Below are 14,447 nucleotides of genomic sequence, written 5' to 3'. Positions count from 1 at the left end.
TGGGCAGGCCTGATCAGCAAAGGCGTAAAATCAGGCCAAGCCCTTGTCATCATGCCGGTTTTTCGAGAGTCTGGCATAAAGCCGGGACCATTGCCACATGACCACCGCCACACCCACGCTGCGCCTCAAGCTGGCTGATCTCATCGCGCGCATTTACCCCCAAGAGGTAAGTTCGACCCTGACGGATGAGGTGATCGCGGCTTTCTGGCCCGACGGCACCAACCGGCGCAAGCGGGCGCGCATGCCGGGCAACAGGCTTTGGTCGTCGAATGACGCGATGGTTATCACTTATGGAAATTCGCTTGTGGATGGTGTTCACAAGCCATTGGATTTGCTTAACGATTTCTTGAAACGCTATCTGGCGGGCGCGGTCAATTCGGTACATATCCTGCCGTTTTTCCCGTTCACCTCGGATGACGGGTTTGCTGTTACCGATTACCGCGCCGTGAATGGGGCGCTGGGCGATTGGGCGGATATCACCCGCATCGCGGATGAATTCAAGCTGATGTCGGATCTGGTGCTGAACCATGTTTCCAGTCAGGGCACGTGGTTCAACGCCTATCGTCAGGGGCATGAACCCTATGACCGCTTCTTTTTCGAGGCCAGTCCAGATGACAATCTGTCGGCGGTGGTGCGTCCGCGGACAAGCCCGCTGTTGCGGCAGGTCGAAACGGCCAATGGCCCGCGCCACGTGTGGTGCACCTTCAGCCATGACCAGATCGATCTTGATTTTCGCAATCCGCAGGTTCTGCTGGAATTCATCCGCATCATGCGCCTGCATATCGACCATGGCGTACGGATCATCCGGCTGGATGCGGTGGCCTTTATCTGGAAGGAAATTGGCACATCCTGCATTCACATGCCGCAAACCCATGCCATCGTGCAACTGATGCGGGTCCTGTGCGATTTCGCGGTCGAGCCGCTGATCCTGCTGACCGAAACCAATGTGCCGAATGTGGAAAACCTGTCCTATTTCGGCAACCGGAACGAGGCCCATGCGGTTTACAATTTCTCACTGCCGCCGCTGTTGCTGCATGCGATGCTGTCGGGGTAGGCCGAGTATTTGCATCGCTGGCAGGTCGGTATGCCGCCCGCGCAACTGGGTTGTGCCTATCTGAACTTTGCCGCCAGTCATGACGGGATCGGGATGCGTGGCGGAGAGGGTATCTTGCCGACACAGGAGCGCGACCGGGTGATCGGTGCGGTGCGCGATTTCGGTGGGCTGGTGTCGATGCGCGCATTGCCCGGCGGGGGCGAGGCGCCGTATGAGCTGAACATAACCTTTTTCGATGCGATGAAGGGCACATTTGCCGGGCAAGACGATTGGCAAATCGACCGCTTCCTGTGCAGCCAGTCGATCGTGATGGCCCTGGAAGGTATTCCCGCCCTTTACATCCATTCGCTGCTGGCCACGCCCAATGATCTGGAGGGCGTCGCAAAAACCGGCATCAACCGGGCGATCAACCGTCATCGCTGGGATTATCCTGCGTTGCGCGCGCTGCTGGATGATCAGACCAGTGTTCATGCGAGGGTGCTGAACGGATTGAAAGAGCGGCTGGCCATCCGGCGCAGGCAGCCGGCCTTTCATCCAAATGCGACCCAGTTTACCTTGCATCTGGATCCGCGGCTGTTTGGCATCTGGCGGCAAAGTCTCGACCGGGATCAGTCGATATTTGCCCTGCATAATGTCAGCGCGCAGGTGGTTACGGTTTCGCCGCTGTCAATTAACTTGACCGGCGGTGAGGACTGGCTAGATCTTTTGTCGGGCGAGGCTATCACGCCCACTGGCGATGATATTGTCCTGCAACCCTATCAATGCCGTTGGATCAGCAACCGGGGATAGGGACGAAAGACCTGAGCCCGCGCAGATGAGAGTGAGCAGTAGCCATGACAACGCCCAAGAACATCGTTTGCCTTTGGTATGAAAAGGATGCCGAAGCGGCAGCGCGGTTTTACGCTGAAACTTTTCCGAACAGTTCTGTCGACGCTGTTCACAATGCGCCGGGCGACTATCCGTCGGGAAAGGCGGGGGGCGTTTTGACCGTCCAGTTCACGGTTCTTGGCATTCCCTGTCTGGGTCTGAATGGCGGCCCGGCGTTTCGCCAGACCGAAGCCTTTTCGTTTCAGATCGCGACTGACGATCAGCAGGAAACCGACCGTTACTGGAATGCCATCGTCAATAACGGGGGCCAGGAAAGCGCCTGCGGCTGGTGCAAGGACAAATGGGGTGTTTCGTGGCAGATCACCCCGCGTGTGCTGACCGAGGCATTGGCGCTTGGCGGTGAGGAAGCGAAACGCGCTTTTGCAGCGATGATGGACATGAAGAAAATCGATGTAGCCGCGATCGAGGCGGCCCGTCGCGGTTAACTGTTCCGTCCAATCCTGATCCGATGATGGCGGTTTGGGCTGGCAGCGCGATATCAGCCGCCCTCACCCGAATTCATCGTAATCATCCGCAACGGCGCGCAGCATATCCGTCATCACGGCAGGATCGGCCGCATTGACGCGGGACCAGGTGGGGATGAACGGGCTTTCGGACGGGTTGTCCAGAAACACCTGACCGGCTGTCATGATGTTCTGGGCGAACAGCTCGATCATCTTTTCTTCCTTGTGGCGGTCCAGATGCAGGCCATTGATCCGGGCGTCGGATTGATAGCTGTCCAGCAGGTCCAGCGCGATCCGGTAATAGGTGGCTTTCAGCGTGCGAAAGATTTCCTCGGAAAAGACGGTGCCGTCGGCGGCCAGCTTGCGAAAGATCGCCTTGCAGATATCGACGGACATGCGCGACAACCCGGTGCTGGCATCCTGTTCCGACACATCCTGATGTTTGTGGTCATAGGCATCTGATATCTCGACCTGACAAACCGAGGCAGGGGCCAGGTTGCGCCATGCCTCTGACAGCACGCCGATTTCCAGCCCCCAATCGGAGGGGATGCGCAAATCTGGCAGCGGGGCCACGCGCATGGCGAATTCGCCCGACAGCGGATAGCGGAAGCCGCGCAGAAAATCGAGATAATCACGATCCCCGATCACCTTTTTCAGCGCGATAAGGATCGGGCTGACCAACAGGCGGGTGACGCGGCCATTCAGCTTGCCCTGACCGATGCGGGGATAATACCCCTTGGCCAATTGATAGGGAAAGTTCGGATTGGCCAGCGGATAGACCAGCCGCGCCAGCATGTGCCGGTCATAGGTCACGATATCGCAATCATGCAGGGCAACCACGGCGCTGTCCTTGCAGGCCAGCGTATAGCCCAGGCAGAACCACACATTGCGCCCCTTACCCGGTTCGCCCAGTTCCAGACCTAGCCCGCTCAGCCGGTCGCGCATTGCCGTCATGCGCGGGCTGTCGTTCCAGATCACCACGTGATCCTGCGGCAGACGGCTGAAAAATGCGCGCGCGTGGCGGTATTGGGCGGCATCGGCGCGGTCCAGGCCGATCACGATGCGATGCAGGAATTTCACCTGCGCCAGTTCGTCCAGAATATGGGGCAGGGCATCGCCTTCCAGTTCGGAAAACAGCGATGGCAGGATCAGGCTGATCTTGCGGTTTTGGGCGAAATTGACCAGTTCCTGCGACAGTGCCTCGGGGGGTTGCGTGCGCAGGTTATGCAGGGTCGCCACATTCCCGTTTTGATGAAAATCAGACAAATCTGTGTCTCCTGCTTAAATTCCATGTTCGGCCAGTATAGGCAGCATCGCCGCATTCCAGCCAGCGGGGCCGGGTATTGACGTGCGCCGGATGCGCCCGGCGGTTTCATTCCGCAACCGGGGCAGGGGCGCGTGATGCGGGTTGGCCACCACGATGCCCAGATCGGCGCGTTCCAGCATCTCGACATCGTTGGGCGCATCGCCCAGCGCCACCGAAAATGGTGTGCCATATTTGCTGATGATCGCATCCATCCTCGCCGCCTTGGTGCCCCCGAATGACAGGGTCATGAACCGCCCGCCGTCGCGTGCCTTAATGCCCGCCCGCAACAGTTGTGCGACGAACGCCTGTTTTTGATCTTGTGTTCCGTGCCACAGGCCCGGTTCGGAAAACTGCCGCCGCGCGGCCAGGGCCGCATCTGCTGTGGATAGGCCCGTATGCCGTGCGATTCCTGCCACATCCCAATCGCCAAAGCCTTGGAAACCCTGGCGCAATTGTGCCGGCACTGCGTCCAGCGCGGCGCGCAGCCGGTCATATTCGGCGGTGTCATCACCTGCTGTCTGGCCGGGCGGCAGGATGCCGGCGCCGTTCTCGACGATCGCGGGCACATGGTCGAAACCAAGCCGCGCGCGGATCGGCGCGATTTCGGCCGCGGTCTTGGAACTGGCCAGCACCAGCGGAATTCCGGCTTTTCGAAGCCGTGCAACAGCTGGCTCGGCGGCGGCCCAACTGTAATTGGCATGGTCCAGCAATGTGCCGTCCAGATCGGAAAAAACGATCAGTCCCGGGGCAGCGCATGCCGGCGAATCTTGGATGTTTATCATTGATGCCAGCCTGCCATGGATGCGGGTGCGATGCACCAGCCTTTGGGCAGGGCATCTGGGCGCGCTTCGGAAAAACCTCGCACCTGCGGGCGGCTGCCGGTAAACCGGGCAGTGCAGGATCACCGCACAAGGGACGATCATGACCGCCGAACCTGACATATTCGACATTTTCATTATCGGTGGGGGCATCAATGGGGTGGGTATCGCGCGCGATGCCGCGGGGCGCGGGCTGTGCGTCGGGCTGGCCGAAATGGGCGATCTGGCCAGTGCCACATCTTCGGCCTCGACCAAGCTGTTTCATGGCGGGCTGCGCTATCTGGATTATTTCGAGTTCCGCCTGGTGCGCGAGGCCCTGCACGAGCGCGAAGTATTGCTGCGCGCCATGCCACATATCGCCTGGCCGATGCGATTTGTCCTGCCGCTGTCGCCCGAGATGCGGTTCGATACGGAAACGCCGGCCTCGCGCCTGCTGGCGCGGGTGATGCCGTGGATGCGCGGGCGTCGGCCGGGCTGGATGATCCGTCTGGGGTTGTTTTTATACGATAGCATGGGCGGGCGGCATATCCTGCCTGCAACCCGCAGCCTTGATCTTGCGACCGATCCGGCCGGCAGGCCCTTGCAGGCGCGTTATCGCAAGGCGTTCGAATATTCCGATGTCTGGGTGCAGGACAGCCGCCTGGTGGTTTTGAACGCGCGCGATGCGCAGTTGCGCGGGGCGCAGATCGTGACACGCACCCGCGTTGTGTCTGCACGGCGCGAAGGCGGGATATGGGTCATCCGCATGACAGGCCATGGTGGCGACCGGGTGGTTCATGCCCGCAGTCTGGTCAATGCGGCCGGCCCTTGGGGCGCGCAGCTGATCCATGATGCGCTGGGTCAGAACAGCCGCGTCCGGCTGCGCCTTGTGCGCGGCAGCCACATCGTGACGCGGGCGCTGTTCGATCATGGCAAGCCCTATTTCCTGCAAGGCCCCGATGGACGCATCATCTTTGCCATCCCGTATGAGGGCGATTTCACCTTGATCGGCACTACCGATCAGGATCATTCCGGCGATCCGTCCAGCGCAACCTGCACGCCCGAAGAACAGGACTACCTGTGCGCCTTTGCCAGCCGCTATTTCGCGCGGCCTGTGACGCGGGACGATATCGTGTGGACCTATTCCGGCGTGCGCGCCCTTTATGATGACGGGGCCGGTTCCGCCACAGCGGCCACGCGCGATTATGTGCTGTCGCTGGATGATGCCGGGGCGCCGGTGCTGCATGTCTTTGGCGGCAAGATCACCACCTATCGCAAGCTCGCCCAAGCGGCGCTGGGCCGTCTTGCCCCCTTCCTGCCCTCGATGCGGGGCGACTGGACGGCCGGCGTGCCCTTGCCGGGCGGCGATTTCCCCGTGGACGGCGTTCAGGTGTTGCGGGACGATCTGTTGCGCGCCTATCCGTTTGTGGGCGTTGACTGGGCCACCCGCCTGATCCGCAGCTATGGGACCGAGGCCGCCGAAATGCTGAACGGGGCCGACTCCATGGCGGTGCTGGGCCATGATTTCGGTGCGACCCTGACCGAGCGGGAAGTGCGCTGGCTTCTGGATCATGAATTTGCGCAAACTGCCGAAGATATCGTCTGGCGGCGCAGCCGTCTGGGGCTGCATATGCTGCCGCAACAGATCGCAGCCCTGCAAAGCTGGATCGAGGAGCAGAGATGAAACACATTCTTGCAATTGATCAGGGCACAACATCGTCGCGCGCCATTCTGTTCGATAGCGCACTGACGCCATTGGCCACGGCGCAGCAGGAACTGACCCAGCATTTTCCCGCCCCGGGCTGGGTCGAGCATGACCCGGTCGAGATCATGCATGGTGTTCTTGAAACCTGCCGTGCTGTCATATCCAAGGCCGGCATCGCGCCGACTGATATTGCCGCCATAGGTATCACCAACCAGCGCGAAACCACGATTGTCTGGGATCGTGATACAGGCCGGCCCATTCACAACGCGATTGTCTGGCAAGACCGCCGCACCGCCCAACTGTGCCAAACCCTGCATGAGCAGGGGCAAGAGCAAGCAATCACCGAAAAAACCGGCCTGCTGCTGGACCCGTATTTTTCGGCCAGCAAGATCGGCTGGATTCTGGATAATGTTGACGGCGCACGCAGCCGCGCCAGGGCGGGCCATCTGTTGTTCGGCACCGTCGACAGTTTTCTGATCTGGCATCTGACGGGCGGGCGCGTGCATGCCACTGACGCCACCAACGCCGCGCGCACCTTGTTATATGATATCCGCCGGGGGGACTGGGATGCCGATCTGTGCGCGTTGTTCGGCGTGCCGATGGCGATGCTGCCCGATGTGCGCGATTGCGCCGGTGATTTCGGTGCCACTGCGGCCGATCTGTTCGGTGCTGCGATCCCCATTCTTGGGGTTGCCGGGGATCAGCAGGCCGCCGCGATCGGGCAGGGCTGTTTTGTGCCGGGCATGGTCAAATCGACCTATGGTACCGGGTGTTTCATGCTGATGAACACGGGCGACACGCTGGTTACATCGCAGAACCGGTTGCTGGGAACGATCGCCTATCAACTGGGCGGGCGTGTCAGCTATGCGCTGGAGGGATCGATCTTCAATGCGGGAACGGTGGTGCAATGGCTGCGCGACGGGCTGGCGATCATCGACGATGCGGCGCAGACGGATGCGTTGGCCGCCACTGCCGATGCGGCACAGGATGTGATCCTTGTGCCCGCCTTCACCGGGCTGGGGGCACCCTGGTGGCAACCCGACTGCCGCGGAGCGATTTTCGGCCTGACGCGCAATGCCGGGCGTGCCGAACTGGCGCGCGCGGCACTGGAAAGCGTGGGCTATCAAACCCGCGACCTGCTGGAGGCGATACAGGCGGACTGGTCCGACGGGGCCGGGGTGCTGCGCGTGGATGGCGGCATGGCGGCCTCGGATATGGCCATGCAGTTTCTGGCCGATATCACCGGTGCGCCGGTCGACCGGCCAAAGGTTCTGGAAACCACGGCCATCGGGGCGGCATGGCTGGCGGGGATGCAGGCGGGCCTGTGCCCCGGCATGGACGATTTCGCGGCCAGCCGCGGGGTGGCACTACGTTTCGAGCCGCAACTCGACGATGCGAACCGCGCGCTTCGCTATCTGCGATGGAAACGGGCAGTGCAGGCGACAATTGCAGCAGTTGACGCTGCGGTGCCAGAGTTTTGATGAATCGTCTTATGGTTGTTACGAAATCGCGAAGAATCTCATAACACGGGCCTGTAGGGTCGGGGGTGGTGGTGATCTGTCCATTGTGGCGCAGACCCCACCGTGTTTTTCGAAACCGGGTGTCAGCCGTGACAATCCTTTCTTCACCATTGGGCAACAGGCTGTCTGTGACACGTATCGTGTGCCATCGGGGTGCCAGCCGGCATGCGCCGGAAAACACCATTGCTGCGGGGCGGATGGCCGCACGGCTGGGCGGCGATATGGTGGGCTGTGATTTGCGCCAGTCGCGCGACCGGGTGCTGTATCTGCTGCATGACGCAACGCTGGAACGCACCACCGACGGGCATGGCGAGATTGCCCAGATCGGCAGCGCAGTGCTGGATACGCTGGATGCGGGCCGCTGGTTCGCACCAGAATACGAGGGCGAGCCCCTGCCGCGGCTGGATGCGTTTCTGGATGCGCTGGCCCCCGAGATTGATTTTCACGTCAGGATCAGGGCCGCTGATCCTGATGCAGTGGCCGGGGCGCTGCTGGCTGCCGGCGTGGCCGAGCGCAGCATTGCCCATGCCCCGGATCCGTCCCGGCGCGCGGCGCTGCGCCGGGCCGCGCCATGGCTGCGCCAGGTGGTCAACTGGCGCGAACTTGACAATCTGCAAGACATCAACGGGCCCTGTGGCGCGCAGATCGTGGAATTCCATGCCGCCGACCTGACCACCGAGCGGCTGGAGCAGGTCCGCGCCCATGGGGCGCTGGTGATGTTGCATACGCCGCTGCGCGACGAGGCGGTGTTGCGGTGGGCGTTGTCGCTGCGCGTTGACTATCTGAACGTCGACTATCCGCAACTTGCCTGTCATTTGCGCAAGGTTCTTCAGGAAAACTGCTAGAAAACAGGCAGTTTTGCTTGAAGTGCTGCGACGCGGCGCGATTTGCGCATCCGCGCGATTGCCGATGGCGTGTTCTGTGAAACTGTGGAAAGTTGAGCCCAGCAGCAAAGGCCAATGACCCTCATGTCCATCACCGCCGCGATTCACCATCTGACCCATTACAAATATGACCGCCCCGTCACGCTGGGCCCCCAGATCATCCGCTTGCGACCCGCCGCACACAGCCGCACGCGCGTTATTTCGCATTCGCTGAAGGTCAGCCCGCAGCCGCATTTCGTGAACCATCAGCAAGACCCCTATGGCAACTGGATGGCGCGCTTCGTCTTTCCCGAACCGGTGCGCGAATTGAAGATCGAGGTCGATCTGGTCGCCGATATGTCGGTCTATAACCCGTTCGATTTTTTCGTCGAAGACAGCGCCGAAAAGGTGCCCTTCGAATATGCGCCCGATATCCTGCCCGATCTGTCGATCTATCTGACGCCCGAACCGGCCGGCCAGGCCCTGCAGGCGTTTCTGGACAGCATTGACCGCACGCCCCTGCGCACAGTCGATTTTCTGGTCGGCCTGAACGCCAAGGTCGCCGCCGAAATCGGTTATGTCATCCGGATGGAACCGGGCGTGCAGACGCCCGAGGAAACGCTGCACACCGCGCGCGGATCGTGCCGGGATTCAAGCTGGCTGCTGGTGCAGACGCTGCGCCATCTGGGCATCGCGGCGCGGTTCGTGTCGGGATACCTGATTCAGTTGAAACCCGATCTTCAGGCGCTGGACGGCCCATCCGGCACCGATCACGATTTCACCGATCTGCATGCCTGGTGCGAGGCCTATATCCCCGGCGCGGGCTGGATCGGGCTGGACCCGACCAGCGGGCTGTTGACCGGCGAAAGCCATATTCCGCTGGCCGCGACGCCGCATTACCGCAATGCCGCCCCGATTTCCGGGCTGGCCAGTTTCGCCGAGGTCGACTTCGGCTTTGACATGACGGTGACGCGCACCGCTGAACACCCGCGCATCACCAAACCGTTTTCCGATGATGCCTGGGCCGCACTTGATGCGCTGGGCCACAAGGTCGATCAGGCGCTGGCCGCAGGCGATGTGCGCCTGACGATGGGCGGCGAGCCGACATTCGTCTCAATCGACGATTTCGAGGCCGACGAATGGAACACCGCCGCCGTCGGGCCGACCAAGCGCGACCGCGCCGATATCCTGATCCGCAAATTGCGCGAACGCTTTGCGCCGGGCGGGTTCCTGCATTACGGGCAGGGCAAATGGTATCCGGGCGAAAGTCTGCCGCGCTGGACCTTTTCGCTGTACTGGCGCAAAGACGGCGCGCCGATCTGGCAGAACCCCGATCTGATCGCGCCCGAAGCCGCCGATACCGGGGCCGATGCCGCCAAGGCGCAGGTCTTGATGCAGGACATCGCGCAAGAACTGGGGCTGGAGCCGGAATATGTGGTGCCCGCCTTTGAAGACCCCGCCGAATGGATCATCAAGGAAGGCAACCTGCCGGAAAACGTGACGCCGGAAAATTCCAAACTGAAAGACCCAGAAGAACGCCACCGCATCGCGCGGGTGTTCGGGCGCGGGCTGACCGAGCCATCGGGATTCATCCTGCCGGTTCAGGCATGGCAGTCGAAGGCCAGCGGTCATCGCTGGCGGTCGGAAAAATGGAAAACCCGGCGCGGGCATATCTATCTGGTGCCCGGTGACAGCCCGGTGGGCTATCGCCTGCCGCTGGGCACGCTGCCCTTCGTGCCAGCCTCGGCCTATCCCTATACCAATATCGCCGACCCGACCGAGGTTCGCGGGCCGCTGCCCGTTGCGGGGGCCAAACCCCAGCAGAAAAAGCCAAAGGGCAAGCAAAGCCCGGCGGTGTCGGCTGACCACACCCAGCCCGTGTCCAAGGTGGCCGAGGCCGAGGGCGACGCGCCCCAGGATGTCGTCGAACAGCAGCTTGGCACGATCGGCGGCGCAGTGCGCACCGCGATCTCGGTCGAGGCCCGCGACGGGCGGCTTTGCGTCTTCATGCCGCCGGTCGAACGGGTCGAGGATTACCTTGATCTGGTCGCCGCAGCCGAGGCCGCCGCCGCCAAACAGGGCCTGCCGGTGCATATCGAAGGCTATTCGCCCCCGCATGATCCGCGCCTGAACGTGATCCGCGTCGCCCCCGATCCCGGCGTGATCGAGGTGAACATCCACCCCGCCGCCAATTGGGATGACTGCAAGGCCATCACGCAAGCGGTTTACGAAGAGGCCCGCCAGACCCGCCTTGGCGCCGACAAATTCATGATCGACGGGCGCCATACCGGCACCGGCGGTGGCAACCATGTGGTTGTGGGCGGCGCCACGACGCTGGACAGCCCGTTCCTGCGCCGCCCCGATCTGTTGAAAAGCCTGATCCTGCATTGGCAGCGGCATCCGTCGCTGTCCTATCTGTTTTCGGGCATGTTCGTCGGGCCCACGTCACAGGCCCCACGCATTGACGAGGGCCGCCACGACAACCTCTATGAGCTGGAAATCGCACTGGCCCAGATCCCGGCACCGGGGCAGGGCACGCCGCCGATGCCCTGGCTGGTGGACCGGCTGCTGCGCAACATGCTGATCGATGTCACCGGCAACACCCACCGGGCCGAGATCTGCATCGACAAGCTTTATTCCCCCGATGGCCCGACCGGCCGTCTGGGTCTGGTCGAATTTCGCGGGTTCGAGATGCCGCCCGACCCGCGGATGAGCCTGGCCCAGCAGGTGCTGATCCGCGCCATTATCGCGCGGATGTGGCAAAATCCGCTGTCGGGCGATCCGGTGCGTTGGGGCACACGGCTGCATGATCGGTTCATGCTGCCGCATTTCATCTGGGCCGATTTTCTGGACGTGCTGCGCGATCTGCGCGACCACGGTTTTGATCTGTCGCCCGACTGGTTCAAGGCCCAGGCCGAGTTCCGCTTTCCCTTCTGTGGCGAGGTCCAATATGACGGCACGCATCTGGAGATTCGTCAGGCGCTGGAACCCTGGCATGTGCTGGGCGAAACCGGCGCGATTGGCGGCACGGTGCGCTATACCGACAGTTCGGTGGAACGGTTGCAGGTGCAACTGACGACCGCCGACCCAGAACGTTATGTCGTGGCCTGCAATGGCCGCCGCGTGCCGTTGCAGATGACCGAAACCGGAAGTGTGTCGGTGGGGGCGGTGCGGTTCAAGGCCTGGCAGCCGGCGCAGGCGCTGCACCCGGTCCTGCCGGTCAATGCGCCGCTGACCTTTGACATCTTTGACACCTGGACGGGCCGCGCGCTGGGCGGCTGCGTCTATCACGTCGCCCATCCCGGCGGGCGCAGCTATGACACTTTCCCCGTCAACGGGAATGAGGCCGAGGCCCGCCGACTGGCGCGGTTCGAGCCGCGTGGCCATAGCCTGGGCTCTTACGTTCCACCCAGTGAAACACCACATAGGGAATTTCCCATGACGCTGGATCTGCGGCGCGCTCCAGGACTTTAGGCGATGGCGACACAACCAGATATCGACCCCGGAAAAAGGCTGCGCGAATTTCTGGCAGATTATGCGCCGCCCAAAGGCGTGCCCGATGAATTGATGTGCAGCGATGGCGTCATCCGTCCTGTATGGTCGGATTTCATCGACCGGCTGTCACGGATCAGCGGCGAAGAAATGGATGCCCGCATGGCGCGGGGCGATCAGTATCTGCGCGATGCCGGCGTGTTCTATCGCCGTTACGAAGCGCCCGAGACAGCCGCGCGCGACTGGCCGCTCAGCCATATGCCAGTTCTGATACCCGAGGATGAATGGACCGACATTGCCGACAGTCTGGGTGAGCGCGCCGATCTGCTGGAGATGATGCTTGCCGATATATACGGAGAAAACCGGCTGGTTGGGGATGGCCATCTACCGGCGGAACTGATCGCCCGCAACCCTGAATGGCTGCGCCCGCTGGTGGGGGTCGCGCCCCGGTCCGGCCATTTCCTGCATTTTCTGGCCTTTGATATCGGGCGCGGCCCGAATGGCGACTGGTGGGTGTTGGGTGATCGCACCCAGGCGCCATCGGGTGCCGGTTTCGCGCTGGAAAACCGCATCGCCACGGCGCGCGTCTATTCTGGCCTGTATGATGATGCCAATGTCACCCGACTGGCAGGGTTCTTTCGAACCTTTCGCGACACTCTGCTGGATCTGCGTGCCGGCGATGACAGCCGTGTGGGCATCCTGACCCCAGGCCCGATGAACGATACCTATTTCGAACATGCCTATATCGCGCGGTATCTGGGGTTCATGTTGCTGGAAGGCGAAGACCTGACCGTTACCAATGGGCGGCTGATGGTGCGCACGGTCGACGGGCTTCAGCCGGTTTCGGTGTTGTGGCGTCGTCTGGATTCGTCATGGGCCGATCCACTGGAACTGAATGAACGCTCGCGCCTGGGCACGCCGGGGCTGTTGGGCGCGGTGCGGTCCGGCAACCTGACCATGGTCAATGCGCTGGGGGCGGGGGTTCTGGAAACGCGCGCCCTGCTGGCCTTCATCCCCAAACTGGCCGAGGTCTTGCAGGGACGCCCGCTGAAGATGCCCAATATCGCAACCTGGTGGTGCGGTCAGCCTGATCAGTCGGCCTTCGTGGCCAAGAACGTGCAGCGGATGACGATCAGCGGCGCCTATTCGACCGGCCTGGCCTTTGACGTTGGTGACGGGTTGGCCGCCGATATGCCCCCACAGGATCTGGCGGCCAAGATCGCGCGCGAAGGGGCCGATCTGGTCGGGCAGCAACAGGTCAAACTCTCGACAACGCCTGCCTTTTCGCTGGGGCGTCTGCGCCCCCATCCGATGAGCTTGCGCGTGTTTCTGGCCCGCACGCCCCGGGGATGGAGCGTGATGCCGGGCGGATTCGCGCGGATCGGGCAATCCGATATTTCCGCCAGTGTCGCCATGCAACGGGGCGGGCTGGTCTCGGATGTGTGGATCGTGGGGAAAAAGCCGGTCGAGGCCGAAACCATGCTTCCGGGGGCCGGCGATCCGTTCAGCCGCAAGCAACCCGGGGTATTGCCCAGCCGTGCCGCCGAAAACCTGTTCTGGCTTGGCCGCTATGTCGAGCGGGCCGAATATCAGATGCGTGTCTTGCGGGCCTATCATACCCGTCTGGCTGAATCGCTGTCGCCTGACACGCCCTTGCTGAACACCATGGCCGCCCATCTGAAGGCTCAGGGGATCGAGACGGGCGAGGGCGTTCCCAAGGCGCTTTTGTTCGCGATTTCCTGCGCGATCGGCAGTGCCGGCCATGTGCGTGACAGGTTTTCGGTGGATGGGTCCATGGCCTTGTCCGAACTGATGGATCATGCCCGCGAACTGGCTGAACAGGCCACGCCCGGCGAGGGGGTCGCCCGTGCGATGAGCCGCCTTCTGCATGACGTTGCCGGTTTTTCGGGGCTGGTTCAGGATAACATGTATCGCTTCACCGGCTGGCGCTTTCTAAGCATCGGCAGGGCGCTGGAAAGGGGGGTGAACATGGCATGGTGCCTTCATGATTTCGCCACCGATCAGGCCCCGGAAGGGGCGCTGGACATGGCGATCGAGGTGGGCGACAGCGTGATGACCCATCGGCGGCGTTATTCCGTCGCCACGAACCGGGCAACTGTGCTGGACCTGCTGGCGCTGGACACCCTGAACCCGCGTTCGATCGCATATCAGCTGAGCACGATCCGCGATCATTTGCAGGTGTTGCCCGGATCAGGGCGGGCCGTGGTCCAGACGCCTTTGCAGCGGCTGGTCCTGCGCGCCAATACCGATCTGGCGCTGCAAAGTCCCGAACATATTGACCCCGCCTTTCTGACAGGCATCGCCGACCAGCTGTCCCGTATCTCGGACGAGCTGGCGCTGGCCTATTTGCGGTAAAGC

At 62.3% G+C, this 14,447-nt stretch carries 8 protein-coding genes and 1 pseudogene; 7 read left to right on the top strand and 2 right to left on the bottom strand.

Translation table 11 applies throughout. The features are described from left to right. Nucleotides 1-97: 97 nt before the first annotated feature. Both ACTCHC_RS01890 and ACTCHC_RS01885 read left to right on the top strand, forming a co-directional pair. Nucleotides 98-1,843: pseudogene (locus ACTCHC_RS01890) on the top strand (sugar phosphorylase). Nucleotides 1,844-1,887: 44 nt separating this feature from the next. After that, nucleotides 1,888-2,367 carry a VOC family protein gene (locus ACTCHC_RS01885; protein WP_463020753.1) on the top strand — a complete coding sequence of 160 codons (480 nt, stop codon included), beginning with the start codon at nt 1,888-1,890 and terminating at the stop codon, nt 2,365-2,367. Nucleotides 2,368-2,430: 63 nt separating this feature from the next. On the opposite strand, the gene ACTCHC_RS01880 is transcribed toward ACTCHC_RS01885, so the two are convergent. After that, a complete protein-coding gene (locus tag ACTCHC_RS01880; protein WP_463020752.1) occupies nt 2,431-3,651 on the bottom strand; it encodes a glycosyltransferase family protein in 1,221 nt (406 codons plus the stop codon). A 15-nt stretch (nt 3,652-3,666) separates the two neighbouring features. Then, nucleotides 3,667-4,473 carry an HAD-IIB family hydrolase gene (locus ACTCHC_RS01875; RefSeq protein WP_463020751.1) on the bottom strand — a complete coding sequence of 269 codons (807 nt, stop codon included), beginning with the start codon at nt 4,471-4,473 and terminating at the stop codon, nt 3,667-3,669. 139 nt (nt 4,474-4,612) lie between these two features. On the opposite strand from ACTCHC_RS01875, the gene glpD reads away from it, so the two are divergent. From glpD to ACTCHC_RS01850, 5 genes are all read left to right on the top strand, one after another. Beyond that, nucleotides 4,613-6,172: a glycerol-3-phosphate dehydrogenase gene (gene glpD / locus ACTCHC_RS01870; RefSeq protein ID WP_463020750.1), complete on the top strand. Its 1,560-nt coding sequence runs from the start codon at nt 4,613-4,615 to the stop codon at nt 6,170-6,172. Beyond that, entirely contained in the window at nt 6,169-7,674 is a 1,506-nt protein-coding gene (gene glpK, locus ACTCHC_RS01865) for a glycerol kinase GlpK (protein WP_463020749.1), read from the top strand. The genes glpD and glpK overlap by 4 nt, the downstream gene beginning before the upstream one ends. Before the next feature lie 167 nt (nt 7,675-7,841). Continuing rightward, nucleotides 7,842-8,558: a glycerophosphodiester phosphodiesterase gene (locus ACTCHC_RS01860; RefSeq protein WP_463020748.1), complete on the top strand. Its 717-nt coding sequence runs from the start codon at nt 7,842-7,844 to the stop codon at nt 8,556-8,558. 123 nt (nt 8,559-8,681) lie between these two features. Further along, nucleotides 8,682-12,050, top strand: coding sequence for a transglutaminase family protein (locus tag ACTCHC_RS01855; RefSeq protein ID WP_463020809.1), 3,369 nt, complete (start codon nt 8,682-8,684; stop codon nt 12,048-12,050). A 3-nt stretch (nt 12,051-12,053) separates the two neighbouring features. Then, nucleotides 12,054-14,444, top strand: a complete 2,391-nt coding sequence (locus ACTCHC_RS01850) for a circularly permuted type 2 ATP-grasp protein (RefSeq protein WP_463020747.1) — start codon at nt 12,054-12,056, stop codon at nt 14,442-14,444. Nucleotides 14,445-14,447: the final 3 nt, after the last annotated feature.

The organism is Actibacterium sp., assembly GCF_055134745.1.
Note: the sequence above shows the minus strand (reverse complement) of the source record. Positions and strands in the feature narration are given on the sequence as shown.